We start from the raw sequence: 24535 nt of genomic DNA on the forward strand, positions 1-24535 counted from the left end.
GAATTTGCATGAAACATAATTTGACAAATGTGAACGCAATCGATTACCTATTCGCGAAATGCCTAACTGGATCACAGATTCTTACAGTCAGTGATTTCTATAATGCGCGCGTCGCCCGAATTTGTTCGCCAAGGCAACGCCAGGTGTCGTCAGACTCATTGTCATCTTTTCTAACGGGCAGGAAATGGCCCTTTAAGCATGTGGTAATAAAATGAAAAAAATAGCTCTCGCAGCAGGTGTACTGCTCGCCGCGTCATACAGTGCATCATCAATGGCTGATAGCAAAGACAGTCAATACGTCTCCGACTGGTGGCACCAGAGCGTCAACGTGGTGGGCAGCTACCACACCCGCTTCGGGCCGCAGCGCAACAACGACCTGTATCTGGAATACGAAGCCTTCGCCAAGAAAGACTGGTTGGATTTCTACGGTTACGTCGACGTGCCGAAGTTCTTCGGCGTGGGCAATACCCCGGATCGCGGCATCTGGGACAAAGGTTCGCCGCTGTTTATGGAGATCGAACCGCGTTTCTCCATCGATAAGCTGACCGGCACCGATCTGAGCTTCGGTCCGTTCAAAGAGTGGTACTTCGCCAATAACTACATCTACGATCTGGGCCACAACGCGGACGGCCGCCAGAACACCTGGTACATGGGTCTGGGCACCGACATCGATACCGGCCTGCCGATGAGCCTGTCGTTGAATATCTATGCCAAATACCAGTGGGAGAACTACCAGGCCGCTAACGAGAACAGCTGGGATGGCTATCGCTTCAAGGTGAAATACTTTGTGCCCCTGACCCAGCTGTGGGGCGGCAATCTGAGCTACATCGGTTTCACCAACTTCGACTTCGGTTCCGATCTGGGCAAAGACAGCCACTGGACCGACGGCACCGGCAAGCAGGTGCGCAGCAGCAACTCGATCGCCTCCAGCCACATTTTGGCGCTGAACTACGATCACTGGCACTATTCCTTCGTGGCGCGTTACTTCCATAACGGCGGCCAATGGCAGGACGGGGCCGATATCGGCAACCCGGACGGCGCGATCAAATCCACCGGCTGGGGTTACTACATCGTCGCCGGTTATAACTTCTGATTTTCCGTGGTATCAGAGACAGAAAACCCCGCATCGGCGGGGTTTTTTTCATCATTATTGCGCTTGTTCAACGGGTAAATGCTTCACCGGCATAAAGAGCCTGCCTTTGATCACGTGGCATTCATTATCAATCCAACTGATGATCTGTTCGCTGCTCACGCCTTCGGACTGGGCAAAGCGGTGAAGATCGCCGTTAAAGTACTGCTTGATGTATTCCATGAGGGTCATTTGCATGTCTTTTGCTCCTGAACGCCCACCCGTTGCCAGACTGGCCACCGTGGGAGGTTAAGGTTTCTCAGACAGCGAATTTAAAGTATTGGCAACCAAATCTCAACATAAAGCACCAGCTTGGTGCATTAGCGCCGGTGAAGCAGAAAAAAGAATCCCGCACGGAGAGGCGGGAAGCATTCAGTATTATCATTCTGGATGATAAGAATATGATTTGAGGTGCAACGAAAAAGAGCACGCTAACTCTTTTTTATTACACAGCCAAGCTACCGGATCGCTTATTTCGCTGCAAGAAAAATCTGATTGGAAATTCGGGATTTTCGAATAGTTTTGCGCTGCGACATCCTTTGGTCCAGCGGGAAAAGAACCGGGCGCCCAGCGCCGACGATCTCAGAGTTTTCCGCAAGCTTTGTGGGGAGAAATGAGGCTATAGTAAAAGCAATATCCCACGCAGGAAGTCACAACATGAGCAAACGTCGTACTACTCTTACGGTTCTGGCGCTGATTGCATCGCTGGGGCTGTCATCCGCTCCGGCGTTGGCCGACAAGGGCGGCAATGGCAACGGCGGCGGTAACGGTCACGGCAACAGCGGCAACCATGGCAATAATGGCAACCATGGCAACAGCGGCGATCATGACAAAGGCAACAAGGGCAACAAAGGCAAAAACAAAGGCGGCGATCGGGACCTGGTTTCCGTCAGCATCTCCCGTGAGCGCGCGCGTTCGCTGGCGCTGAACTACGGCCTGACCGGCTATGGTTCACTGCCGCCGGGCATCGCCAAAAATCTGGCGCGCGGCAAACCGCTGCCGCCGGGCATCGCCAAGAAAATGGTGCCGTCCTCGATGCTGCGTGACCTGCCGCATTATCCGGGTTACGAATGGCGCATCGCCGGCGACGATCTGGTGCTGGTGGCGCTCAGCACCGCCATTGTGGCCTCGGTGATCAACGGCGTGTTCGACTAACGCCGCACCGTACCGATATCAGCCCCGCTTCGGCGGGGCTTTTTTATTTGCCTGATGCGGGGCGATCGTGGTGAACTCTGTTTCCTCACTTTTTTTAAAGCCAGTAAGGGAATCGTTATGTTCAGGGCGCTACTGATAGCCTGCTGTTTGACCAGCTGCCCGGCGCTGGCGGACAGCGCCGCCGCCATCGGCGATTTGCTGAACCAGCGGCTGTCTTTGATGAAGGACGTCGCCGGGTATAAGGCGCAACGGCATTTGCCGATCGAGGACTTGACGCAGGAGGCCAGGGTATTGGCCAGCAGCCAGGCTGAGGCCGGGCGTCTGGGCCTGGAACCGACGTCGGTGCGGCCGTTTATTGTCGCCCAGATGGACGCGGCCAAGGCCATTCAGTATCGCTATCGCGCCGACTGGCTGGCGACGCCGGAGAGCGGTTGGCAGCCGCGTCCGCTGGACGGCGTGCGGCCGCAGATAGCCGAATTGAGCAGCCGTATTCTGCAACGCCTGGCCCGGCGCCTGCAGAGCGGGCCGCTGACCGAGGCGGAGCGCGGCGCTTTCGTGCAGGCGATGAACCAGGTCAATCTCGGCGAGGCGGATAAACAGCGCCTGTTTGACGCCCTGCTGGCGGTCAAGGCCGGCAAGGCGGGCTGAGGCTAGTCGCGGCCGACGCCGCTGCGCCGGAAGGTCAGCACCCGGCTGCGATTGGCGATCAAATCCACGCTGTACCCCCTGAAATACAGGCAAAAGCGCTTCAGCCAGGGGCCGTCGCTGCTTTCCACCAGCATGCGGCCCTGGCCCAGCGGCGTGAGCCTGCCGGTTTGCGCCGCCGGGCCGACGCCGATATGTACCCGATCGCCGCAGATCTCAAAGGCGGTGCGGTACTGCGGGTGGTACCACAGCCCCTGAACGTGCCGCAGGCAGTCGTGATTGGCGCTTACCGGCAGAAAGCTGCGGCTGACGTGGCCCACTTCGCCTTCGACCGCTGCGCCGGTCCATTTCAAGCGGATCGGCATATGGGCGGACAGCGACACCGCATAGCCGTCATCGGCCCGATACAGCGGCTCACCGATCCCCAGGTAGGCCAGGTTGCCCTCTTTCACCTCCAGCCAGTAGGGTTCCGCTACGGTGGCGTACACGCCATCCGGGATGGCGTCGCTGCGTTGCGGCAGCGTTGCGCCCAGCAGGGCGGCCATCACCCGCAGCGCCATGTCGAAGCTGTCGCAGTCTTCGCGGTTGGCTACCAGCGCCACCCCGGCTCGCCGATCGGCCGTCAGCAGGAAGTAGGTCTTGTACCCGGCGTGTGAGCCGCCGTGGCCCAGCAACCGATGCTGGCCGAGCCGGGTATGCGCCAGGCCCAGGCCGTAGTCGCTGAGCTGCCCCTGGCTGAGGTGCCGCGGGGCGCTGAGCTGCGCCAGCACGCCGCGGCCCGGCCCCTGGTCGGCCAGCAGCGTCTGCAGCCAACGGGTGAGGGCGTTGGCGCTGCCGGTCAGGCTGCCGGAGGCCGACAGATGCAGCCCGGCGCTGGCCAGCTGCCATCCCCGCGGCGCCCGCCAATACCCCGGCGCCAGCCCGGGCACCACGTCGAACCAGCTCTCCGGCGCCTTCAGCTGCACCTGCAGCGGGCGGGCGATATGCTGTTGCACCAGCTGGTCGAAATCATGGCCCTTGGCCTTCAGCGCCGCCTCGACCAGCCGGTAGCCGGTATTGGTGTAGGCGACCTCGCTGCCGGCGGCGTAATTAAGCCGCTCCAGACCTTCGACGAACTGCAAGACCGGCTGCGCATCGCTGACGGCGTGCAGCGAAATGCCCAATAATCCCAGCGTTTCGCGCACGTCGGGCAACCCGCTGGTCATATCCAGCGCTTGCCCGACGGTCACCGCCGCCAGCGCCGGCTGCAGGCCGGGCAGCAGCTCGCCCAGCGGCTGATCCAGCCTGACGGCGTCGCCGGTGGCGTTCAGCGCCAGCGCGGCGAAGATATGCTTGGTGACCGACGCGTAGCGCACCACGCTGTCGGCGCTGAACGGCGTGTTTTGCGCCAGATCGGCCAGGCCGGCGCAGGCGGTGGCGCGGATTTTCCCGGCGTCGAACAGGGTTATCGCGCCGCCGGGTTCACCTTCCTGCCGCCAGCCGGCCAGCAATCGTTCGGCAGCCGCGCCTGCGGCGCGCCAGTTTAGCGGGGTTTCAGACATAGTGACCTCCAGAGATGGCGTTCAACATGGGCCCTATCGGCCTCTTTTCGCCTGGCCTTTCACGACGGGCGCCGGGCTGACGCAAGAAGGGGATACGGGATTATGGCCGACGCAGCGCGCCGGGCTTTTCGGCCGATTGTGGCGCAGCGCGACATTCGCGGGCCGCTGTTTTGTGCGCTGTTCGGACCCGCGGCGGGGAATTTCACTGAAAATTTGATGCAGAGCGCACATTGCGCCGTTGGCCGCGTGAGGGAGAGGGGAGCAGGCGCCATCAGCGACGCCTGCGCCGGGGTCAACGCAGCTGGGCTGCGCCTTCCAGCAGGTTTTCGATCATCTGCTTCAGCAGGCGCTGCAGCGAGGCCGCGCGCTGCGGCTCAAAGGCGAACGGATACTGTTCGGACATGTAGTTCACCTGCGCCAGCTCCAGCTGGATCGCATGCTGCCGCTCCTGCGGCCGGCCGTAAGCGCGGGTGATGTAACCGCCCTTGAAGCGGCCGTTCAGCACGTGCGTATACTGCCGCTGCCGTTCGCAGCAGCTCACCAGGCGATCGCTGAGCGCCGGCGCACAGCTTTCGCCGCCGTTGGTGCCGAGGTTGAGATCCGGCAGCTTGCCGTCGAACAGCCGCGGGATCACCGAAGCGATGGAGTGCGCATCGAACAGCAGCGCATAGCCGTGCCTGGCCTTGATGCGCGCCAGCTCGTCCTGCAGCTGCCGGTGATAGGGCTGCCAAACCTGTTGCAGATAGCCGGCGCGTTCCTGCTCCGACGGCGCCTTGCCCGGCAGGAAGCTGGGGCGGCCGTCGAACAGCACGTCGGGATACAGGCCGGTGGTGGCGGTGCTGTAGAGCGGTTTGTCGTCCGCCGGGCGGTTCAGATCGATGACAAAGCGCGAATAGTTGCCGACCAGCACGCTGGCCCCCATCGCCCGGGCAAAGTCATACAGCTGCGGAATGTGCCAGTCGGTATCCGGCAACTGGCGTGCGTCGTCGGTCAGGCCGGCCTCCACCGTCGGCGTGAGCCGGGTGCCGGCGTGCGGGATGCTGATCAGCAGCGGCAGGCTGCCGACCTGGAAACTCAAGGGATCGCGCAGGGTCATTAACGTACTTCTCCTCGGAAAATTACCGTACAGGGCAGTTGACCGCCCAACCAATAAGCCAGCTCGGCCGGGCGCGACAGCGGCCAGTGAACAAAATCCGCGACCTTGCCGGTTTCCAGCGTGCCGTGACTGTGCTGCAGCCCCAGCGCCTTGGCGGCGTGGGTTGTGACGCCCGCCAGCGCTTCTTCCGGCGTCAGGCGGAACAGCGTGCAGGCCATGTTGATCATCAGGCGCAGCGACAGCGCCGGCGAGGTGCCCGGATTGGCGTCGCTGGCGATCGCCATCGCCACGCCGTGCTTGCGGAACAGATCGACCGGCGGGCATTGGGTTTCGCGCAGCAGGTAGTAAGCGCCGGGCAGCAGCACCGCCACGGTGCCGGCGTCGCCCATGGCGCGGGCGTCCTGCTCGGTGGCGTATTCGAGGTGATCGGCGGACAGCGCGTGGTGCCTGGCCGCCAGCGCGCTGCCGCCCAGGGCGGAGAGCTGTTCGGCGTGCAGCTTGACCGGCAAGCCGGCGGCTTCGGCGGCGGCGAATACCCGCTCGACCTGCGCCGGAGAGAACGCCAGATGTTCGCAGAAGGCGTCCACCGCATCCGCCAACCCGGCGGCCGCGGCCTGAGGAATGATGGCGTTGCACACCAGTTCGATATAGTCGTCGGCGCGGTTGGCGTACTCCGGCGGCAGCGCGTGGGCGGCCAGGCAGGTGGTTTTCACCTCGACCGGCAGCCGTTCACCCAGCGCGCGCGCCACCCGCAGCATTTTCAGCTCGCTTTCCGGGCTCAGGCCGTAGCCGGACTTGATTTCCACGCAGGTGACGCCTTCCGCCAGCAGCGGCCGCAGGCGGAACAGCGCCTGTTCCAGCAGCAGCGCTTCGTCGGCGTCGCGGGTGGCTTTTACGGTGGAGATGATGCCGCCGCCCTGTGCGGCGATCTCGGCGTAGCTTGCGCCGTTCAGGCGCTGCTCGAACTCGCCGCTGCGGTTGCCGCCGAACACCAGGTGGGTATGGCAGTCGACGAAGCCCGGGGTGATGATGCCGCCGTCGAATTTCACCGTTTCATCCGCCAGCAGCCCGGGCGGCAGCGCCGCGTATTCGCCGATCCAGACAATCCTGCCGGCGCGCACGGCGATCGCGCCGTCGCTGAGGGTGTGATACTTGCCGTCGCGCATGGTGACAATGTCGGCCCCGTGCCACAGGCTGTCGCAGTGAATCTCAGACGTCATCGTGTTCCTCCGCCGGAGCCGCAGCTCCCACATGGTTGTATATACAATTAAAAACAACCTAGCGCATTCATCGGGATGTCACAAGAGGCGGGAGAAAATTTGTTATCGGGATGTGATCGACAGCGGAGGACGCGGGCGCAGGGGCTGCGCCCGCCCGGCGTTTAAACCTCGGTGGTGAAGCGGCCGAACAGCTGATAGCGGCTGCCGGGATACAGCAAACGCGCCGACGTGACCACGGTTTTGCCGGACCAGGTGCGGCGATGGATCAGCAGGCCGGGCTCGTGAGCCTCCAGCTGCAGCAGTTCGCTCTCGCGCTGCGTCGGGATAACCGCCTCGACGATGTGCTCGCCGGCGGTCAGCGGGGCGGCCTGCGTCAGGTAGGTGTAGGGCGTGACGCGGTCAAAGTCCTGCTTCAGGTAGTCCGGCGCCACCAGCGGATTGACGCAGCGGTCCTCCACCTGCACCGGCACGTCGTTTTCGTAATGCACTATCTGCGAGTAGAACAGCTGCTGGCCGGGCGGGATGCCCAGCGCGGCGGCTTCTTCTTCGCTGGCCGGGCGCGCCTTCAGCTCGAGGATCTTGCTGCTGTGGCGATGGCCGCGCGCGGCGATTTCATCGGCGATGTTGTGCACTTCCAGCAGCGCGGTGTGCGCTTTGGCCTCGGCGACGAAGGTGCCGACCCCCTGCATGCGGATCAGGAAACCTTCGCTGGTCAGCTCGCGCAGCGCGCGGTTGATGGTCATGCGGCTGACGCCGAGCTCCGCCACCAGTTCACTCTCGGAAGGCACGCGCTGGTGCGGCTGCCAATGCCCCGCACGGATCTGGTTTACGATCGCTTGTTTGACCCGTTGGTAGATCGGGGCGGGGGTATCGCTCATTGCAGCAGCCAGCTGTAACAGGGTCTGTTGATCAACCACGACGTTAACCTCGTCAAATAAAAAAATAATAACACCAGTTTACTGTTGATGTCGGCGTATGTATATGTATATACAACTAGGGGCCGCCGCGCCAGATTTTAGCCGACGGCCGCAAAATTTCCTGGATGCGCGCCATCACCGCGCGTCATTTGCCGTTACACCAACAGTGGAATCCTGCCATGCCTGCTTATTTTGCCCCACGCGCTTTGCTCCCTGAGGGCTGGGCGCATAACGTCCGGATGGACGTCGATGCGCGCGGTTACCTGACCGGCGTCACCGCCAATGCCGAGCCGGAAGGCTGCATCCGGCTGCACGGCGATGCGGTGCCGGGCATGCCGAACCTGCATTCCCACGCATTCCAGCGCGCGATGGCCGGGCTGGCGGAAGTGGCCGGCAACCCGCAGGACAGCTTCTGGACCTGGCGCGATCTGATGTACCGCCTGGTGCAGCGGCTGACGCCGGAGCAGGTGGAGGTGGTCGCCCGTCAACTGTATATCGAAATGCTCAAGGGCGGATACACCCAGGTCGCCGAGTTCCATTATCTGCATCACAACGCCGACGGAAATCCCTACGCCGATCGCGGCGAAATGACCGGCCGGCTCAGCCAGGCGGCGCAGCAGGCGGGGATCGGCATGACCCTGCTGCCGGTGCTGTACAGCTACGCCGGGTTTGGCGCGCAGCCGGCGCAGCCGGGGCAGAAACGCTTTATTCAGGATGCGGACGGCTATCTGCAGCAGCAGCAGGTGATTGCGCGTCAGCTGGCCGAGCAGCCGCTGCAAAACCAGGGGCTGTGCTTCCACTCGCTGCGGGCGGTGGATCTGAGCCAGATGCGGCACGTCCTGGCCGCTTCGGACAGCGCGTTGCCGGTGCATATTCATATCGCCGAACAGCAAAAAGAGGTGAACGACTGCCTGGCCTGGAGCGGCCAGCGCCCGGTGGCCTGGCTGTATGAGCATCTGCCGGTGGACGCGCGCTGGTGCCTGGTGCACGCCACCCATCTGGATCGCGCAGAGCTGGAGGCGCTGGCGCGCAGCCAGGCGGTGGCCGGTCTGTGCCCGACCACCGAAGCCAACCTCGGCGACGGCATTTTCCCCGGCGACGCGTACCTGCATCAGCGGGGGCGCTGGGGCATCGGCTCCGACAGCCACGTATCGCTCAACGTGGTGGAGGAGCTGCGCTGGTTCGAATACGGCCAGCGGCTGCGCGATCAGCGCCGCAACCGCCTGACCACGCCGGAGCAGCCGGCGGTGGCCGACGTGCTGTATCAACAGGCGCTGCAGGGCGGCGCTCAGGCCTGCGGCGCGCCGATCGGCCGGCTGCAGCGCGGCTTCCGCGCCGACTGGCTGGTGCTGGACGGCGATGACCCGTACCTGGCCGCCGCGCCGGACGCCTCGATCCTCAACCGTTGGCTGTTCGCCGGCGGCAAGGAACAGATCCGCGACGTGTACGTCGGCGGACGTCAGGTCATTGAGCAGGGCCGGCATGCGCTGCAGCAGCAGAGCGCCGCCGAGTTCCTGCAGGTGCTGAAAACCTTCCAGCGGGAGGCGTGATGAGCCTGCACCTTTTTGACTTCGCCGAACTGCCGGTCAGCCCGTGGCGCAACGGCGGCGGGGAAACCCGCGAGATCGCCTGCTGGCCGCCGGGCGCGCAGGATTTCGACTGGCGCGCCAGCATCGCCACCATCGCGCAGGACGGGCCGTTTTCGGCCTTTGCCGGCATTGACCGCTCCATCACCCTGCTGGAAGGCGACGGCGTGCATCTGTTCAGCGCCGGGCGCATCGACCATGCGCTGGCGCAGGTCGGCGAACCTTTCGCTTTCTCCGGCGATGTGGCGCTGGACGCCAGGCTGTTGGGCGGCGGCAGCCGGGATTTCAATATCATGACCCGGCGCGGGCGCCATGCCGCCGGGGTGCGGCGGATTAACGCCGCGGTCGCCTTGCCGGCCGGGCACGCCGGGGTGCTCTACGCGCTGAGCGGCGAATGGTCCTTGCCGGGCGAGGTCACATTGCGCGCCCGCCAGGGCGCCTGGTGGCCGGCGGGCGGCTTCGGCGGCACGCTGGCGCCGTTGGCGAAAGAGTGCGCAATCCTGTGGGCCGACATCACAGCCTGCTAAACCGGAGTAGAGTCCGAGGCCCGGTTGTGGGATTATTCGCCTTTCCCATTCGATAACGAGAGAAGGGCGCATGGCCTCGCTGAAAGACGTCGCAAAACTCGCCGGAGTATCGCTGATGACGGTTTCCCGCGCCATCAACGAACCCGGCAAGCTGCGGCCGGAGACCTACCAGCGCGTCAAACAGGCGATCGATCAGCTGGATTACGTGCCGGATCTGTCGGCGCGTCGCATCCGCGGCGACAGCAACAGGGTGCAAACGCTGGGGGTGCTGGCGCTGGACACCGCCACCACGCCGTTCTCGGTTGAAATGATCCTGTCGATCGAAAAGACCGCGCGCGAACACGGCTGGAACAGCTTTGTGGTCAACCTGTTCGCCGACGACAGCGCCGAACAGACCGTCGATCTGCTGCTGGCGCACCGCCCGGACGGGGTGATCTTCACCGCCATGGGGCTGCGCCACGTCAAGCTGCCGGCCAGGCTGTTGGATAAAAAGCTGGTGCTGGCCAACTGCGTCAGCCCGGATTATCAGATTGCCAGCTATATTCCCGACGACGAACAGGGGCAGTACGAGGCCACGCGCGCGCTGCTCGCCAAGGGCTATCGCGCGCCGCTGTGCATTCACCTGCCCGAAAGCACGCTGGCGGCCGGGCTGCGCCGCCGCGGGCTGGAGCGGGCCTGGCGCGAGGCGGGCGGCGAATTGGCCCAGCTGCGGCAGTATCATCTCGATCTGAGCGACGGCGACGAGCGTTACCGCGACTGCGTGGCCCTGTTGGAGCGGCATTTCTCCGCCGGCCGGCGCGACTGCGACGTGGTGATGTGCGGCAATGACCGGGTGGCGTTCCTGGTGTATCAGGTGCTGCTGGCGCAGGGGTGGAAAATACCGCAGCAGGTGGCGGTATTGGGGTACGACAACATGGTCGGCATCGGCGAGCTGTTCCTGCCGCCGTTGACCACGGTGCAGCTGCCGCATTACGAACTGGGTCGCCAGGCGGCGCTGCATCTGATTGAACAACGGGAACACCGCAACCAGGTGAAGGTGGCGTGTCCGCTGCTGGAGCGCGGCTCACTTTAGCCGGCAGGGCGCACGGCGGCGCGCCCTGTCTGCGTTCGTCGGGCTTAGGCCCAGATGCTCTCCAGTTGCCATCCCTCCATATCGCCAAACTGCGCCTGGCCGCCTTCGGCAAACAGGCTGAGGTCGCGTCGGCCGTCGGCCGGGTAGATGCGGCTGGTCAGGCAGGCCTCGCCCTGATTGACGAACACCTCCAGCGATGAACGGTCGATGAACAAGCGCAGCGATAACCGCTCTCCCGCCGGCAGCGCTACGCTGCGACAGCCGCACAGCCCCGGATCTTCGCTGAATCGCTCCAATACCAACCGGTGCGCCTGATTGTCGACGTACAGCCGCGCCGCGCCGCCGATCGCCACGCCATAGCGTTCGGCGTCGCTGCCGGCCAGATCCAGCGTCAACTGCAGCTCCTGCAGCGCTTCCGCCAGCGGCCGCCGCTGATTGCGCAGCTTGAGCGGGATCAGCGTTCGGTGTTCGCGCCGCAGCGCCGTCAGCTCGCGCGCCGGGTTCATCCGCACGGTGCCGTCTGCGCCCAGCGTCAGCTCGCGCGGCAGGGTGAGGGCGCCCGCCCAACGGTGCGCCTTGCTCGGCATCGGCGATTCCCACATGTCCATCCAGGCGAACAGCAGGCGGCGGCCGTCGGCGGCGGTGAAGGTTTGCGGCGCATAGAAGTCGTGGCCGGCATCCAGTTCGCAGAAAGGCTGGGTCGGGGTGAAGTCATGTCCCGGCCGCCAGTGGCCGAGCAGGTAACCGCTCTGGAAGCGGTTGCGGTTGCGGTAGCCCTGCGCCGTCAGGCCCTGCGGCGAGAACAGCAGCAGGTGTTGCTCGCCCAGCGGGAAGAAGTCCGGGCACTCCCACATATAGCCCTGATGCGGCGCCTGCGCGCCGCCCAGCAGGCGGTCGAAGCGCCAGTCGCGCAGATCGGCCGAGCGATACAGCCGCGCCTGCCCCAGGCCGTTTTCCCTGGCGCCGACCACCATCCACCATTCGCCGTCTTCGCGCCAGACTTTCGGATCGCGGAAATGCTGGATGCCGTCCGGCGGCGTCAGCACCGGCCCGTGCTTGACGAAATGCACGCCGTCTTCGCTGGTGGCCAGGCACTGCACTTCGCGCACCTGGTCATCGTCGCCGGCCTTGCCCAGCCAGACGTGGCCGGTGTAGATCAGCGTCAGCACGCCGCCGTCGTCCACCGCGCAGCCGGAGAAGCAGCCGTCCTTGTCGTCGTCTTCGCCGGGCGCGAGGGCGATCGGCTGGTGCTGCCAGTGCGCCAAATCGCGGCTGGTGGCGTGGCCCCAGTGCATCGGCCCCCAGTTTTCGTCGTAGGGATGATGCTGGTAGAACGCGTGGTAAACGCCGTTAATGCAGATCAGGCCGTTGGGATCGTTGATCCAGCCGGCGGACGGCGCCAGATGAAACTGCGGGTAGTAATCGTCCCGGCGCTCGGCGCGCAGGGCTTCGACCGCATGGTCGGCTTGAGCTAAGGCATTTTTCATTGAACAGACTCGCTTGATTTTATTACGGATTGAAAGTGGGGCGTAGCGGCGGCGTTCTCGCCGCGCAGCAGCAAACAGGAGATCAGCGTGGTGGCGGCGACCGCGCAGCCCATCAGCAGATAGGTGTCGGCGAAGCCGATGCGGTCATAGCCGTAACCCGCCAGCGGCGACAGGAAGCTGGCCATCACCTGGGTGATGAACTGGAAGCCCACCAGGTACAGCGTGGACGACAGGCGGCTGTCGAAGCGGGTGGCGATGTACTTGAAGATGGCGATCAGCAGGATCGGCAGCTCCACCGCGTGCAGCAGCTTCATGGCCGAGATCATCAGCGCGCCGCTGACCAGCCCGGAGCCGAACATGCGCAGCGCCATCACGCCGCCCGCCAGCAGCAGCCCCCGCTTGGCGCCGATGCGGTTGACCAACAGCGGCGCCAGGAACATGCCGCCGGCCTCGAGGAACACCTGCAGCGAATTAAGGAAGCCGTACATTTCGTTGCCCTGCGCGCGGGAGCTGAACTGCGAGGCGAAGTAGACCGAGAACTGCTGGTCGAACACGTTATAGACGCTGATGCCGAGCACGAACACCACCAGCGCCCAGAAGCCCGGCATGCGCAGCAGCGCCAGCGCGTCCTGCAGCTTCAGGTTCTCCGGTTTGCCGAACGCCAGGCCGGCCATGGCGTTGGGTTTCAGCTCGCGCACCTGGCTGAGCAGCAGCAGGAACACCACCGCCGAAGCGGAAGCCAGCCAGAAGTTGATGTTGGGATCGATATTGAAGATAAAGCCGGCCAGAAAGGTGGCGCAGGCCCAGCCCAGCGAGCCCCACATGCGGGCGCGGCCGAATTCGAAGCCGCTGATGCGGCTGACGCGCTCGGTATAGGATTCCAGCGCGCCGATGCCGGCAAAGAAGGTGGCGCCGATAAACAGCCCGCCGACCAGCGCGCCAAGCGGCAGGCTGTGCGCCAGCAGCGGGGCGTAGAGGTAGATGAAGAACGGGCCGGTCAGCAGCAGCATCACCCCGAGAAACTGCAGCAGGTGCTTGCGCAGCCCGAGTTTATCCTGAATAAACCCGTACAGCGGCTGCGCGCACAGCGCCACCAGCGAGATGGCGGAGAAAATCAACCCGGTTTCCGCGCCTTTCAGGCCGATCTTTTGGTTGAGCCACAGCGAGATCAGAGAAAAACTGGACGACCAGGTAAAAAAGAAGAAGAACAGCAGGCCGCTGAGCAGCACATAATATTTTTTGGTTTCGCGGTTCATGTGGAAGGCCCTGATGAAGTAGAGTGCCTCATTGTTAACGTTAACCTCCGGCCTGAGAAAGCACCCTTATGTGGCGACTGCGATGTTAATCACAAAAGTTAACGTTAACATCTCTGCTTTGTGAGCGGCGTCACGGGTTGCTGCGGGCGGGGCGGCCGGCGCCCCGGGAAATCAACGCTCGCTCAGCGAGCGCAAATGATCGTCGCGCCGCAGGGTCATCAGCGCAAACAGGCTGACCAGCGAGGTGGCGACCACGTAATAGGCGGGAATATCGATATTGCCGGTTTGCTTGATCAGGCCGGTGATGATCAGGCCCGCCGAGCCGGAGAACACCGCGTTGGACAGCGAATAGGCCAGCCCCAGACCGGTGTAGCGCACCCGGGTCGGGAACATCTCCGCCAGCATCGCCGGGCCGGGACCGGCCAGCAGCCCGACCACCGCACCGGCGGTCAGTACCGCGGCGCCTTTGGCGAACAGTGAACCCTGCGGGTCCTGCAGCAGGTGCAGCAGCGGGAAGGTGAACAGGATCACCGCGATCACCGCCGTCAGCATCACCGTCTTGCGCCCCAGCTTATCGCTGAGGATGCCGGCCGGCAGAATGGTCAGGGCGAAGCCGACGTTGGCCAGCACCGTGGCCACCAGCGCCTGCTGGAAGCTGGCGTGCAGCGACGTTTGCAGATAAGAAGGCATCACCACCAGGAAGGTGTAACCGGCGGCGGACCAGCCCATCATGCGGCCGATGCCGAGCACGATGGTCTTCAACACGCTGCCCAGCGTCACTTCCGCCGCCGCAGGGGCGCCCGGCGCATCCTTCTGCTGAGCCTGCCTGAAGGTGGGCGTCTCCTGCAGCTTCAGCCGCAGCCACAGCGCCACGGCGCCCATCGGCAGCGCCAGCAGGAAGGGAATGCGCCAGCCCCAGTCATGCAGCTGTTCCCGGGTCAGCAACGCGGCCAGCAGCGCCACCAGACCGGCGCCGGCCAACAGCCCCAGCGCCACGGTCAGCGATTGCCAGGCGCCGAACAGCCCGCGTTTGCCCTTGGGCGCAAATTCGGTCATCAGCGAGACCGCGCCGCCGAACTCACCGCCGGCGAACAGCCCCTGAAACATGCGCAGCAGGGTCAGCAGCAGCGGGGCGGCGACGCCGATCGCGGCATAGGTCGGCATCACGCCGATCAGCGCGGTGGCCAGGGTCATCAGCAGCAGCACGGCGATCAGCGTGGGCCGGCGGCCGATGCGGTCGCCGATGCGGCCGAAGATCACCGCGCCTATCGGTCGGCAGAAAAACGCCAACGCAAAGGCGGCGTAGGTCAGGATCAGGCTGGTGATTTCGCTTTCACCCTGCAGGCTGAAAAAGTTGGCGGCGATGACGGTGGCCAGGAAGCCATAGACGCCGAATTCGTACCACTCGATGAAATTGCCGACCGAGCCGGCCAGCAATGCCTGCCGCGACTGGCGCGCGTCGATAGTGTGTTGGTTCATCCCCGTTCCCGTACATTCGAATTATTGTCAGTCAGTTCTAAATTCTTATGACAAAACAATCAATTATTTTCAGCGGGAACTGTGAGGCCCCAATCATCGGCGCGTTGCGCGCCGGGATCGGGGCCGGGGGATGATCAGGGGGTATCACCCTGCGGCACCGCCGGCGGCGCGGGCAGGTTGGCGTCGGCGCGCAGTTTCCGCACCTGGTCGGCGCTGACGTCGGCGGCGGCCGGGTTGCCGAACTGGCGGCTGACGTAGTTGCTCAGTTCGGCGATCTGCGCGTCGTTCAGCTCTTCGGCGAACGACGGCATCAGGATCTCGCCCTGCCGCATGTCGCGATGCACGCCGTTGAGGATCACCGACACCAGATTTTTGCCGTCGGCGGCGCCGGTGCTGCCGTGGTTGAACAGCGACGGGTAAGCGTGGAAGCCGCTGCCCTTGCCGGCGCCGTCCATGCCGTGGCAGGTCGCGCAGTTGCCGCTGAACAGCGTGGCGCCGGTTTGCGGATGCTCGTCGCTGCCGCGCAGCGCAAACACGTCTTGCGACGGGGCGCCCCAGCGATCGCGCGGCCGGGTTTGCCGTTCATCGGCGATGGCCGGCACGCTGCGCAGATACACCGCCATCGCCTGCAGATCGGCGTCCGGCAGGTACTGCAGGCTGTGCTCGACGGCTTCCGCCATCGGGCCCGAGGCCGAAGCGCGCCCCGGCACCTGGCCCGACTTGAGGTAATCGACCAGGTCCTGCTGCGACCAGCTGCCGATGCCGGCGTTGCGGTCCGGCGTGATGTTATAGGCTACCCAGCCGCCGAGATCGCCGCCGGCGAACGCCTTGTCCTGGTCCATGCCCATGGTCAGCGTGCGCGGCGTATGGCAGGTGCCGCAGTGCGCCAGCGCCTCCACCAGGTAGCGGCCCTGGTTCCACTGGGCGCTCTGCGTCGCATCCGGCCGCAGTTCGCCAGGCGTGAAGTTGAACCATTTCCAGAAGCGCATGCCCCAGCGCTGGTTGAACGGGAAGGCGAGATCGGTTTGCGGCGTGGCCTGGGCCACCGCCGGCTGCGCCAGCAGGTAGGCCTTGATCGCCAGCACGTCTGCACGGCTCATTTTGGTGAAGGCGTCATACGGCATCGCCGGATACAGCTGTTGGCCGTCTTTGCCAACGCCGTCGCGCACCGCGGCGACAAATTCGTCGTCGCTCCAGCCGCCGATGCCGTACTGTTTATCGGCGGAGATGTTGGTGCCGTAAATCACGCCGAACGGCGTGCTGACCGGGTAGCCGCCGCCGAACGCCGGGCCGCCGGGGGCGGTATGGCAGGCGGTGCAGTCGGCGGCGCGCGCCAGGTATTCGCCGCGTTTGATCAGCTCGGCGCCGCTTTGCGCCCACAGTTGGCCGCTGACCAGCAGCGGCAACAGCGCCAGTAAGGTCTTTTTCACGCCATGCCTCCTTTCAGGCTGTCCAGTACCCGATCGGCCATGTGCAACGCCAGCGCCACTCCGGTCAGGGTGGAGTTGACGGTGGAGGCGGAAGGCATGACGCCGGTGCCGGCGATGAACAGGTTAGGGTGGTCGTGGCTGCGGCAGTCGCCGTCCACTACCGAGTCGCGGCCATCGGCGCCCATGATCATGGTGCCGGTGATATGCTGGTTGTTGTCGTAGACGCCGCGTTTGCTGTAGGCCGCTTCGGTGCCGCCCATCTGTTTGACGATGCGCTGGAAATCGATCATCGACTGGTCATAGCCGCGGTGCACGTATTCGGGGAATTTGTAATACACCTCCAGCTTGGGAATGCCCCAGGCGTCTTTTTCGGTCTTGCTCAGCTGCACGCGGTTTTCCGGCTCCGGCAGCATTTCCAGCAGGCACTTCAGCAGCACGTAACGTTCGGCCTGAAACGCCAGCTTGTCGTTCAGCGCCTTGCCGTAATAGCCCTGGCGGATCAGCCGTTCGGTGAGGTAACGCACCGGCGAGGTATTGGCCACGTCGACCCGCAGCGCCGAGCGTTCGGCGCGGAAGGCGCCGTCGCGCAGGTTGTTGATGCTGCCGGGGCGCATCGGCCCGCGGCCGAACCAGACCGGTTCGTCGGCGTAGAACTCCACCGAGCTGCCGGGATGGTCCATCAGGTTGCGGCCCACCATGCCGGAGCCGTTGGCGATGCCGTTCGGGTAACGTTCGCTGCTGGACAGCAGCAGGATTTTCGGGCTTTCGATGCCGTTGGCGGTCAGCACGAAGCGTTTGCCGGTGACCCGGTGGCTGGCCTTGTTGCGGTCGAGATAGTGCACCGCCACGATATTGCCCCGGCCGTCGGCCTCGATGCGGTGCACCACCGCATTGGCCAGGATGCGCACCCCGGCCGCCAGCGCCTTGCGGGCCGAAATGCCGCCGTGATACTGGGCGTCTATCGGGCACACCGGCATGCAGTTGTTATTGCCGCAGCAGGCCGGGCGGCCGTCGTAGGGCACGCTGTTGCGCGCCTGCGGGCCGATGCCCACTTCATAGCCCAGGCCGGCGACGCGCTGTTTCAGCCGTTCGAAGCCGTAAGGCAACGGAATGCCCGGCAGCGGATACGGGCGCGAACGCGGCGAATCCAGGCTGCTGTCGCCGGAAACGCCCATCTGGTATTCCGCCTCGCAGTAGTAAGGTTCCAGCTGCTCATAGCCGATCGGCCAGTCGCGCCCGACGCCGTACAGGGTTTTCATCCGCATGTCGTTCGGCAGCAGACGGAACGCCTGCCCGGCCCAGTGCCAGGTGGTGCCGCCCACGCCGCGCAGATACTGGGCGCGGTAGGGATCCGGCCCCTTTTGGATCAGATAGTCGTTATCGCTCGGCACAAACTTCGGCTGCGGCGCCCAGGGCTCGGGCGGGAAGGGTTCGGTGAAATCCCCTTTGAACGGCGAATTGCGGAACCGCTCGACCGCCTCATCGCGCTTGATCTCCGGCCCGGATTCCAGCATCAGCACCGAGGCGCCGGCCTGCGCCATTTTCAACGCCGCCAGGGAACCGGCGATGCCGGCGCCGATCACCACGATATCGGCACTTAATGAATCAGACATGCGCGTTCTCCTTGCGGGGCGGTTGCGTCCAGAAATTGGGCACGCCGGGGCAGTAGCTCGGCGGCGTCAGGGAGTCGCGCACCAGCTGATAGCTGACGATGTTTTCAAAGGCGATGCAGGTCGGTTTGGCCGGATCGCCGACCACGCCGAGATACCAGCCGCTCATCAGCGCCTCGTACAGGTCGGCGAGGCGTTCCGGCTGTTGTTCAATCAGCGCATGCAAGGCTTCGCCGCGCAGATCGGCATGCCGAGCCAGCAGCTCGCCAAGCAGGGTTATCTGATGTTCAAGCCGTGGAAACAGCGGCTGCAACGCGGCGTGCAGCCGCTGCGCCAGCCGCGGGTCCGGCAGCGGAATGCCGGTCAGCAGACGGGAAATGGCCAAAAAATTTTCCGGCATGGCGGCCGGTTGCGGCAGGGCGAAAGCGATGCGGCCCAGCAGGCTCTGGCCGACGGCGCCAGCCGCCAACAGGCCCGCCGAGCCGAGCACCAGCCGGCGGCGAGAAAGCGTGATCATAAGGGAGGGTTCCTTGAGCTGAGTAGTCAGTCCGTGGTTATTTCAGCGCTCCGGCTGCGGTGGCGGACGCCTGGTTGTCGATCTCCTGCTTCGGCGTGCTGACGCCGATCGCGCCGACCACTTCACCGTTCAGCGTCAGCGGGTAACCGCCGCCCAGCGCGACCGCGTGCGGAATGCTCAGCACGGTGGTTTCGCCGCCCTGCAGGCGCTGCATAAATTTCAGCGAAGGGGTGCGATACAGCGCCGAGGTGCGCGCTTTGCCGATCGAGGCGTCGACGCAGCCGGGGGGCGCGCCATCGAAGCGCTGAAAGGCCAGCAGGCGGCCGGCGCTATCGACCACCGCCGCACAGCCGGTGCTGTTTTGCGCTTTCAGGCTGGATTGCACGCTGGCGATCGCCTGGTTGGCCTGGGCGTTGTCCAACTGCGGGTGCAGGGCGGCTGCGGCATGGCCGCTGGCCAGCGCCAGCAAGGCTGCGGCGCTCAGAGGGATGAGATGTTTCATGCGTTGTTTTTCCAGTGCAAAGGGAAGCCAGGCTTCCCCGGAGTGATATTATAATTAGCTTGCTATGAATCGTTTGGTACAAAATACGCAGTTGCAGAGTTGTTAACAACGGTTTGCGTATGAAAAATTATGGTTTTTTTGATGTTAATCACCGGGCGGGTAAATTTTGTTCAGCGCCGTCTGCCAAACGAAAGGCGTCAGTTGCGAATAGGCGATATTTTGCGCCCGCATGGCGTCAACCAGCCCCTGCTGCGTTTCGACGCTGGCCAGGCTCTGGTGGGGTTCTACCCCGACGTCGCGCAGGGTCTGCACCACCTCGCGCATCTCTTCGGCCCGCCGCTTGCCGTGTTCCGCCACCCGGCTGATCAGGTAGTGGGGGAGCTTTTCGTCCCAGCCGAGCGACGGGAAGCTGGCGTGCAGCGACGCCAGCACCGGCTGCTCCACGCCGTAGCGCTGGGCGGCGCGCAGACATTCGGTGGTCAGCGCCTCCAACCCTTTGATCATTACGCTGCGGCACATTTTGATCGCCGAGGCTTCACCGACGCCGGTGCTGTAGACCTGGCTGTTGAACCCTAGCGCATTCAGCCGCGCGCCGATTTCCGCCGCATCGGCACCGCCCAGCAGCAGCGGGGTTTTAAGGCGTTGCGGCGGCACCGGCGCCATCACCGCCACGTCGATATAACCGGCGCCGCCGGCGGTCACCGCCTCCGCGGCGGCGCGTTTGGTATTGGGCGCGACGGAGTTGAGATCCAGCCAGGTTTGGCCCGCCCGCAGCAGCGGCGCGCACCGTTGCGCCACCGCCAGCGCGTTGGCGGCGGTGACGGCGGAAAACACCAGCTCGGCGCCTTCCAGCGCCTGCGGGAGCGAAGAGGCCAGCCGGGTGCCGCAGGCCGCCGCTTTCTGCGCCATGGCGATCGAAGGCTGGCTGTCATAAGCGCAGACGGCAAGGTGTTGCGCCCGCAGCTCCTGCGCCAGAATGCCGCCCACTTCGCCGAAGCCGATCAGCGTCACTGAAGGTAGAGTCGAGTTCATAAGGTCTCCTGGATTATTCTGGCCATACCGCGCCGGGGATGCAGACCTGGCCGGCAAAAATCAGCCGCGCGCTGCGCAGCAGCCCGGCCCCCTGCAGCGAATCGGCGCCTTCGCGCGCCGGATCGCGCCGCAGCAGCACGCCGAATTCGCCGCTGGGGTGCTCGACGCTCAGGCGCAGTTCGGCGGCGTCGCCAACGCGGGCCAGCCCCTGCGCCACGCTGCCGGGGATCAGGCAGGCGGTGGCGACGCTGACCGCGCCGAGCACGCCGATCGAGGCATGGCAGCGGTGCGGGATGAAGGTTCGGCTGCTGATGGCGCCGCCGTGGCGCGCCTCGGCGATCAGGGTCATTTTCGGTACCGTGCGTTGGCTGACGTCGCCCAGGTTCATCGCCGGCCCGGCCTGCAGGCGAATGCTTTCCAGCCGCGCCTTCAGTTCCGCATCGGCATCCAGCTGCTCGCGGTTTTCGTAGCCGCTGCGGCCCAGATCCGCCGCGCGCACCAGCACCACCGGCATGCCGTTGTCGATACAGGTCGCGGCGACGCCGTCAAAGTTGTCCTGCGGGCGGCCGGTCGGCAGCAGGGCGCCGCAGCTGGAGCCGGCGATGTCGTTGAAGGTCAGCGCGATTTCCGCCGCGCGGCCGGGAACGCCGTCGATCGCCAGCTCGCCGTCGTAGCGCACCTCACCGGCGGGCGTGGCGATGCGCGCCAGCGCGGTCTGGCCGGTGTTCTGCATAAAGATGCGCACTTCGGTCACTGCGCCGCCGGCGCTGACCAGCCCGCGTTCAATGGCGAAGGGGCCGACCGCCGCCAGAATGTTGCCGCAGTTCTGGCCGTAGTCGACCTGCGGCCGATCGACGCCGACCTGAGCGAACAGGTAGTCGACGTCGGCGTCCGGGCGCGCCGAACGCCGAACGATCGCCACCTTGCTGGTCAAAGGATCGGCGCCGCCGAGGCCGTCGATTTGCCGCAGATCCGGCGAACCCATCACCGCCAGCAGCACGGCGTCACGCTGCGCGGGGTCGGCGGGCAAATCGTCGGCGAGGAAGAAGGCGCCTTTTGAGGTGCCGCCGCGCATCAGCAGGCAAGGGATCCGGCGTTGGCGCATATCAATCCTCCAGCAGATCGGCAGAGTCGTAATATTTCAGGCCTTTTTCCGCCAGCCGCGGCCGCATCCGGTAGATATCCAGCCCCAGTTCGCCGTTGGCCATGCGCAGCCGTTTGCTCTCTTCCAATTCCGCGCGTTGGCGGCTGGCCGCCAGCACGTTCTCGGCTTCCAGCTGGCGCACCACCACCACGCCGTCGTCATCGGCGACGATCGCGTCGCCGGGGTAGATAAGCTGCCCGGCGCACACCAGCGGCACGTTGACCGAGCCGAGCGTCTCCTTCACCGTGCCCTGGGCGTAAACCGCCCGTGACCATACCGGGAAGCCCATTTCGCGCAGCGTGCGGGTGTCGCGCACGCCGAGGTCGGCCACCAGGCCGCGCACGCCGCGCGCTTTGAGCGAGGTGGCCAGCAGGTCGCCGAAGTAGCCGTCGCCGCAGGGGGAGGTCGGCGCGACCACCAGAATGTCGCCCGGCCGGCACTGTTCCACCGCCACGTGGAACATCCAGTTATCGCCCGGCGCCACCAGCACCGTCACCGCGCTGCCGGCGATGGCCAGATCTTGCTGGATCGGGCGGATGGCCGGATCCAGCAGCCCTTTGCGGCCCTGCGCCTCATGCACCGTCGCCACGCCGAACGCCGCCAACCCGTCGAGGGTGTTGCCGCCGGCGCGCGGGATGTTGCGGATAACCACGCCTTTTTTGCCGATGATGCTCATGCCAGCTCCCCCGTAACCCGTGGGAAGATGCTTTGATAGCCTTCGCCGTAGATGATGTTTTTGCTGCTGGTGATGCCGACGTTGCGCTTGGCCTGCACGCCGCGCTGTTGGGCGACGCGGGTGTAGTACTCCCACAGGTGTTCCTGGCCGGCCATGCATTGGATGGCCCGGTATTTTTTGTCCCACACCTCGGTGATGTCCAGCAGCACGTCCGGTTTCCACTCGCACTGTTCCGGCTGGTGCGGCTCGAACAGGTAGACCGGCGGCGCGCCGACGATCGGCTCACCTGGCCGGTAGCCTTCGGCCTGGGCGATGATGCGCGCTTCCTGCGTCAGGTGGGTGGCCAGCGGATGGTCGTAGTTATAGGGATCTTTCAGCGAATGCGTCAGCACGAAGTGCGGCTGCACCTGGCGGAACACGTCCGCCAGGCGGAACAGCGCCTCTTTGTCGGCGCGCAGCGGGTAGTCGCCCAGGTCGAAGAATTCGATGCTGGCGCCGAGGATCTCGGCGGCGGCCTGCGCCTCCTCGCGGCGCGAAGCCTTCACCCGTTGCTCGGTCATCTCGCCCTTGCGCCACAGCTTGGCGGATTCGCCGCGTTCGCCAAACGACAGACAGACCACGTGCACCTGATAGCCGAGCCGGCTGTGCAGCGCGATAGCGCCGCCGGCGCGCCAGACAAAGTCGGCGGAATGGGCGCTGACCACCAGGGCGGTTTTTTTCGGGGTTGCATCACTCATTTTCGGATTCCTTCGGTCTCGGGGGTTTACTCCATGCTGGCAGTTCCGGCCGGCGGCGGATAATTCATTTGATTGCAGCAGGTATGCGTTTTATTTATATTGCCAGCAGGCCGAAGCGGAGGGGACAGAATGGAATATGATGAAAGTGAGCTGACAAACCTGATGCAAATCAGGGCATTCAGCCAGGTGGTGACGCAGGGCAGCGTATCGCGCGCCGCCGACGAGCTATTCAGAACTCAGTCGGCCATCACCCGTTCGATCCGCGATTTGGAGCTGCGGCTGGCGGTGCCGCTGTTCGAGCGCCACGCCAGCGGCATGCTGTTGACCGACTTCGGCAAGTGCGTGCTGCCGCGCGCCCGGCGGGCGATAGCCGAGCTGCATCAGATCCCGGCGCTGCTGCAGCGCCTGCAGGGCAAAGGGGCGGCGCGCGGCGACGCCGAGCCGCTGTACCTGTTCAACGTGCGGCGGCTGCAGATTTTTGTCTGCCTGTGCGAAACCCGCCATATGCAAACCGTCGCCACGCTGCTCGGCCTGAGCCAGCCGGCGATCAGCGCCGCGCTGAAGGTGCTGGAAAACGGCGCCGGGGTGGCGCTGCTGGAACGCACGCCGCACGGCATGGTGCCGTCGCTGGCCGGGCGCGAGATCGAGCCCAACGTGCGCCGCGCGCTGAATGAGCTGCAGCACATTCCCGCCGACATCGCCGCGCGTCGCGGGGTGCTGGAAGGGCGGGTGCGGGTCGGCGCGCTGCCGCTGGGCCGTACCCGGCTGCTGCCGCAGGCCATTGTGCAACTGACGTCGCGTTACCCCGGCGTCAGCGTGGTCACCAACGAAAGCGCGTTTGATTCGCTGGCCAGCGAGCTGCGTTCCGGCGATATCGACTTCATCTTCGGCGCGCTGCGCGCCAGCGATTACGCCGCCGACGTTTACAACGAAACGCTGTTTACCGAGGCGATGGTGCTGTTGGCGCGGCGCGGTCATCCGCTGGCGCAGCCGGGCCTGCAGCCAGGACAGCTGAAGGAGGCGCGCTGGGTATTGCCGCGCTCGGCCACGCCGGCGCGGCGTTTGCTGGATGATTGCTTTCTGGCGATGGATATCCCGGCGGCCAACCCGGTGGTGGAAACCGGCGATCTGGCGCTGGTGCGCGGGCTGTTGCTGAATTCCGACATGCTGGCGGCGGTTTCCGCGCACCAGTTGGAGCATGAGTTGGCCTCCGGCGAACTGGTGCGGTTGCCGCTGGCGTTGCCCGATACCGAACGCGCCATCGGGCTGACCTGCCGCACCGGCAGCCTGCATTCACCGGCGGCGCAGGCGCTGATCGACTGCCTGCGCCGGGTCTGCGCCGCTTAGAGCCGCGCGGCCTGCATCAGCGCGTAGCGGTAGCCCTGAATGCCGAAACCGCAGATCACGCCGTGGGCCACGTCGGACAGATAGGAATGGTGGCGAAACGGCTCCCGCTTGTGCACGTTGGTGATGTGCACCTCGAACAGCGGCAGCGCCACTGCTGTGACGGCGTCACGTATCGCCACCGAGGTGTGGGTCCAGGCCGCCGGGTTGATCACCAACGCCTGCGCCTGGCCGCGGGTTTGCTGGATCCAGTCAATCATTTCCCCCTCGTGGTTGGTCTGGCGAAATTCGAGGTTGACCTCCAGTTCGGCGGCGGTGTCGCGGCACAGTTGTTCGATGGTCGAAAGCCGGTCGCGGCCATAGGTTTCCGGTTCGCGGCTACCCAGCAGATTGAGGTTGGGGCCGTTGAGCACGTAAATGGTTTTCATGGTTT

24 protein-coding genes are annotated in these 24535 nt (G+C 64.9%); 7 read left to right on the forward strand and 17 right to left on the reverse strand.

Annotation, left to right across the window (positions count from 1 at the left end):
• Positions 1 to 211 precede the first annotated feature (211 nt).
• Complete coding sequence (locus D7I37_RS18380; protein ID WP_061795422.1) at positions 212 to 1093, forward strand: nucleoside-specific channel-forming protein Tsx; 882 nt, start codon at positions 212 to 214, stop codon at positions 1091 to 1093.
• 54 nt (positions 1094 to 1147) lie between these two features.
• Here D7I37_RS18380 and D7I37_RS18385 read toward each other — a convergent pair whose 3' ends face one another.
• Positions 1148 to 1327: a hypothetical protein gene (locus D7I37_RS18385; protein WP_061795423.1), complete on the reverse strand. Its 180-nt coding sequence runs from the start codon at positions 1325 to 1327 to the stop codon at positions 1148 to 1150.
• 459 nt (positions 1328 to 1786) lie between these two features.
• Here D7I37_RS18385 and D7I37_RS18390 point away from each other — a divergent pair, with 459 nt between their 5' ends.
• Complete coding sequence (locus D7I37_RS18390; protein WP_095097163.1) at positions 1787 to 2284, forward strand: anti-virulence regulator CigR family protein; 498 nt, start codon at positions 1787 to 1789, stop codon at positions 2282 to 2284.
• Positions 2285 to 2401: 117 nt separating this feature from the next.
• Complete coding sequence (locus D7I37_RS18395) at positions 2402 to 2932, forward strand: chorismate mutase (RefSeq protein WP_061795425.1); 531 nt, start codon at positions 2402 to 2404, stop codon at positions 2930 to 2932.
• A 2-nt stretch (positions 2933 to 2934) separates the two neighbouring features.
• Here the strand turns inward: D7I37_RS18395 and D7I37_RS18400 are convergent, their stop codons facing one another.
• The 4 genes from D7I37_RS18400 to hutC all read right to left on the reverse strand — a co-directional run bounded on the left by D7I37_RS18400 (position 2935) and on the right by hutC (position 7664).
• A complete protein-coding gene (locus D7I37_RS18400; RefSeq protein ID WP_095097164.1) occupies positions 2935 to 4470 on the reverse strand; it encodes a serine hydrolase in 1536 nt (511 codons plus the stop codon).
• Positions 4471 to 4762: 292 nt separating this feature from the next.
• Positions 4763 to 5566 carry an N-formylglutamate deformylase gene (gene hutG / locus D7I37_RS18405; RefSeq protein ID WP_061795427.1) on the reverse strand — a complete coding sequence of 268 codons (804 nt, stop codon included), beginning with the start codon at positions 5564 to 5566 and terminating at the stop codon, positions 4763 to 4765.
• The gene (gene hutI / locus D7I37_RS18410; protein ID WP_061795428.1) at positions 5566 to 6786 is read right to left on the reverse strand and encodes an imidazolonepropionase; all 1221 of its coding nucleotides are present in this window, start codon (positions 6784 to 6786) and stop codon (positions 5566 to 5568) included. Before hutI ends, hutG begins: the two co-directional genes overlap by 1 nt.
• Before the next feature lie 161 nt (positions 6787 to 6947).
• Positions 6948 to 7664, reverse strand: a complete 717-nt coding sequence (gene hutC / locus D7I37_RS18415) for a histidine utilization repressor (RefSeq protein WP_370671109.1) — start codon at positions 7662 to 7664, stop codon at positions 6948 to 6950.
• 218 nt (positions 7665 to 7882) lie between these two features.
• On the opposite strand from hutC, the gene D7I37_RS18420 reads away from it, so the two are divergent.
• The 3 genes from D7I37_RS18420 (at position 7883) to D7I37_RS18430 (ending at position 10888) form a co-directional block, all read left to right on the forward strand.
• Positions 7883 to 9253: a formimidoylglutamate deiminase gene (locus D7I37_RS18420; RefSeq protein WP_061795523.1), complete on the forward strand. Its 1371-nt coding sequence runs from the start codon at positions 7883 to 7885 to the stop codon at positions 9251 to 9253.
• On the forward strand, positions 9253 to 9816 hold the full coding sequence (locus D7I37_RS18425) for a HutD family protein (protein ID WP_061795430.1): 564 nt from the start codon (positions 9253 to 9255) through the stop codon (positions 9814 to 9816). Before D7I37_RS18420 ends, D7I37_RS18425 begins: the two co-directional genes overlap by 1 nt.
• A 70-nt stretch (positions 9817 to 9886) precedes the next feature.
• Positions 9887 to 10888, forward strand: a complete 1002-nt coding sequence (locus tag D7I37_RS18430; RefSeq protein WP_061795431.1) for a LacI family DNA-binding transcriptional regulator — start codon at positions 9887 to 9889, stop codon at positions 10886 to 10888.
• Between the two features lie 44 nt (positions 10889 to 10932).
• Here the strand turns inward: D7I37_RS18430 and D7I37_RS18435 are convergent, their stop codons facing one another.
• The 11 genes from D7I37_RS18435 to galB all read right to left on the reverse strand — a co-directional run bounded on the left by D7I37_RS18435 (position 10933) and on the right by galB (position 22758).
• The gene (locus tag D7I37_RS18435; RefSeq protein WP_129544147.1) at positions 10933 to 12375 is read right to left on the reverse strand and encodes a glycoside hydrolase family 32 protein; all 1443 of its coding nucleotides are present in this window, start codon (positions 12373 to 12375) and stop codon (positions 10933 to 10935) included.
• Positions 12372 to 13631 (reverse strand): MFS transporter, encoded by a 1260-nt coding sequence (locus D7I37_RS18440; protein ID WP_061795433.1) that lies wholly within the window; start codon positions 13629 to 13631, stop codon positions 12372 to 12374. Before D7I37_RS18440 ends, D7I37_RS18435 begins: the two co-directional genes overlap by 4 nt.
• 171 nt (positions 13632 to 13802) lie before the next feature.
• Positions 13803 to 15110 carry an MFS transporter gene (locus D7I37_RS18445; RefSeq protein WP_061795434.1) on the reverse strand — a complete coding sequence of 436 codons (1308 nt, stop codon included), beginning with the start codon at positions 15108 to 15110 and terminating at the stop codon, positions 13803 to 13805.
• Positions 15111 to 15244: 134 nt separating this feature from the next.
• Positions 15245 to 16540, reverse strand: coding sequence for a cytochrome c (locus D7I37_RS18450; protein WP_083950342.1), 1296 nt, complete (start codon positions 16538 to 16540; stop codon positions 15245 to 15247).
• Entirely contained in the window at positions 16537 to 18153 is a 1617-nt protein-coding gene (locus D7I37_RS18455; protein ID WP_061795435.1) for a GMC family oxidoreductase, read from the reverse strand. The genes D7I37_RS18450 and D7I37_RS18455 overlap by 4 nt, the downstream gene beginning before the upstream one ends.
• On the reverse strand, positions 18146 to 18667 hold the full coding sequence (locus D7I37_RS18460; protein ID WP_129544148.1) for a sugar dehydrogenase complex small subunit: 522 nt from the start codon (positions 18665 to 18667) through the stop codon (positions 18146 to 18148). The genes D7I37_RS18455 and D7I37_RS18460 overlap by 8 nt, the downstream gene beginning before the upstream one ends.
• Positions 18668 to 18704: 37 nt before the next feature.
• The gene (locus D7I37_RS18465) at positions 18705 to 19169 is read right to left on the reverse strand and encodes a heme-binding protein (protein WP_095097182.1); all 465 of its coding nucleotides are present in this window, start codon (positions 19167 to 19169) and stop codon (positions 18705 to 18707) included.
• Between the two features lie 144 nt (positions 19170 to 19313).
• Positions 19314 to 20201 carry a DUF1932 domain-containing protein gene (locus tag D7I37_RS18470; protein ID WP_061795438.1) on the reverse strand — a complete coding sequence of 296 codons (888 nt, stop codon included), beginning with the start codon at positions 20199 to 20201 and terminating at the stop codon, positions 19314 to 19316.
• 13 nt (positions 20202 to 20214) lie between these two features.
• Positions 20215 to 21306: a 4-oxalomesaconate tautomerase gene (locus tag D7I37_RS18475; protein WP_061795439.1), complete on the reverse strand. Its 1092-nt coding sequence runs from the start codon at positions 21304 to 21306 to the stop codon at positions 20215 to 20217.
• Position 21307: 1 nt separating this feature from the next.
• Positions 21308 to 22021 carry a 4-carboxy-4-hydroxy-2-oxoadipate aldolase/oxaloacetate decarboxylase gene (locus D7I37_RS18480; protein ID WP_129544149.1) on the reverse strand — a complete coding sequence of 238 codons (714 nt, stop codon included), beginning with the start codon at positions 22019 to 22021 and terminating at the stop codon, positions 21308 to 21310.
• Positions 22018 to 22758: a 4-oxalmesaconate hydratase gene (galB, locus tag D7I37_RS18485; protein WP_061795441.1), complete on the reverse strand. Its 741-nt coding sequence runs from the start codon at positions 22756 to 22758 to the stop codon at positions 22018 to 22020. Before galB ends, D7I37_RS18480 begins: the two co-directional genes overlap by 4 nt.
• 129 nt (positions 22759 to 22887) lie before the next feature.
• Here galB and D7I37_RS18490 point away from each other — a divergent pair, with 129 nt between their 5' ends.
• Positions 22888 to 24105 carry a LysR family transcriptional regulator gene (locus tag D7I37_RS18490; protein ID WP_061795442.1) on the forward strand — a complete coding sequence of 406 codons (1218 nt, stop codon included), beginning with the start codon at positions 22888 to 22890 and terminating at the stop codon, positions 24103 to 24105.
• Here D7I37_RS18490 and aroQ read toward each other — a convergent pair.
• Positions 24102 to 24530: a type II 3-dehydroquinate dehydratase gene (aroQ, locus tag D7I37_RS18495; protein WP_061795443.1), complete on the reverse strand. Its 429-nt coding sequence runs from the start codon at positions 24528 to 24530 to the stop codon at positions 24102 to 24104. The genes D7I37_RS18490 and aroQ overlap by 4 nt on opposite strands.
• Between the last annotated feature and the right edge of the window lie 5 nt (positions 24531 to 24535).

Source organism: Serratia sp. 1D1416 (genome assembly GCF_003641105.1).
GTDB classification, from domain to species: domain Bacteria; phylum Pseudomonadota; class Gammaproteobacteria; order Enterobacterales; family Enterobacteriaceae; genus Serratia; species Serratia ficaria.

Excerpts from the sequence above, each read along its gene's own strand:
- D7I37_RS18380 (WP_061795422.1), top strand. The coding sequence starts at position 212 with ATGAAAAAAATAGCTCTCGCAGCAGGTGTACTGCTCGCCGCGTCATAC.
- D7I37_RS18385 (WP_061795423.1), bottom strand. The coding sequence starts at position 1,327 with ATGCAAATGACCCTCATGGAATACATCAAGCAGTACTTTAACGGCGAT.
- D7I37_RS18390 (WP_095097163.1), top strand. The coding sequence starts at position 1,787 with ATGAGCAAACGTCGTACTACTCTTACGGTTCTGGCGCTGATTGCATCG.
- D7I37_RS18395 (WP_061795425.1), top strand. The coding sequence starts at position 2,402 with ATGTTCAGGGCGCTACTGATAGCCTGCTGTTTGACCAGCTGCCCGGCG.
- D7I37_RS18400 (WP_095097164.1), bottom strand. The coding sequence starts at position 4,470 with ATGTCTGAAACCCCGCTAAACTGGCGCGCCGCAGGCGCGGCTGCCGAA.
- hutG (WP_061795427.1), bottom strand. The coding sequence starts at position 5,566 with ATGACCCTGCGCGATCCCTTGAGTTTCCAGGTCGGCAGCCTGCCGCTG.
- hutI (WP_061795428.1), bottom strand. The coding sequence starts at position 6,786 with ATGACGTCTGAGATTCACTGCGACAGCCTGTGGCACGGGGCCGACATT.
- hutC (WP_370671109.1), bottom strand. The coding sequence starts at position 7,664 with ATGAGCGATACCCCCGCCCCGATCTACCAACGGGTCAAACAAGCGATC.
- D7I37_RS18420 (WP_061795523.1), top strand. The coding sequence starts at position 7,883 with ATGCCTGCTTATTTTGCCCCACGCGCTTTGCTCCCTGAGGGCTGGGCG.
- D7I37_RS18425 (WP_061795430.1), top strand. The coding sequence starts at position 9,253 with ATGAGCCTGCACCTTTTTGACTTCGCCGAACTGCCGGTCAGCCCGTGG.
- D7I37_RS18430 (WP_061795431.1), top strand. The coding sequence starts at position 9,887 with ATGGCCTCGCTGAAAGACGTCGCAAAACTCGCCGGAGTATCGCTGATG.
- D7I37_RS18435 (WP_129544147.1), bottom strand. The coding sequence starts at position 12,375 with ATGAAAAATGCCTTAGCTCAAGCCGACCATGCGGTCGAAGCCCTGCGC.
- D7I37_RS18440 (WP_061795433.1), bottom strand. The coding sequence starts at position 13,631 with ATGAACCGCGAAACCAAAAAATATTATGTGCTGCTCAGCGGCCTGCTG.
- D7I37_RS18445 (WP_061795434.1), bottom strand. The coding sequence starts at position 15,110 with ATGAACCAACACACTATCGACGCGCGCCAGTCGCGGCAGGCATTGCTG.
- D7I37_RS18455 (WP_061795435.1), bottom strand. The coding sequence starts at position 18,153 with ATGTCTGATTCATTAAGTGCCGATATCGTGGTGATCGGCGCCGGCATC.
- D7I37_RS18460 (WP_129544148.1), bottom strand. The coding sequence starts at position 18,667 with ATGATCACGCTTTCTCGCCGCCGGCTGGTGCTCGGCTCGGCGGGCCTG.
- D7I37_RS18465 (WP_095097182.1), bottom strand. The coding sequence starts at position 19,169 with ATGAAACATCTCATCCCTCTGAGCGCCGCAGCCTTGCTGGCGCTGGCC.
- D7I37_RS18470 (WP_061795438.1), bottom strand. The coding sequence starts at position 20,201 with ATGAACTCGACTCTACCTTCAGTGACGCTGATCGGCTTCGGCGAAGTG.
- D7I37_RS18475 (WP_061795439.1), bottom strand. The coding sequence starts at position 21,306 with ATGCGCCAACGCCGGATCCCTTGCCTGCTGATGCGCGGCGGCACCTCA.
- D7I37_RS18480 (WP_129544149.1), bottom strand. The coding sequence starts at position 22,021 with ATGAGCATCATCGGCAAAAAAGGCGTGGTTATCCGCAACATCCCGCGC.
- galB (WP_061795441.1), bottom strand. The coding sequence starts at position 22,758 with ATGAGTGATGCAACCCCGAAAAAAACCGCCCTGGTGGTCAGCGCCCAT.
- D7I37_RS18490 (WP_061795442.1), top strand. The coding sequence starts at position 22,888 with ATGGAATATGATGAAAGTGAGCTGACAAACCTGATGCAAATCAGGGCA.
- aroQ (WP_061795443.1), bottom strand. The coding sequence starts at position 24,530 with ATGAAAACCATTTACGTGCTCAACGGCCCCAACCTCAATCTGCTGGGT.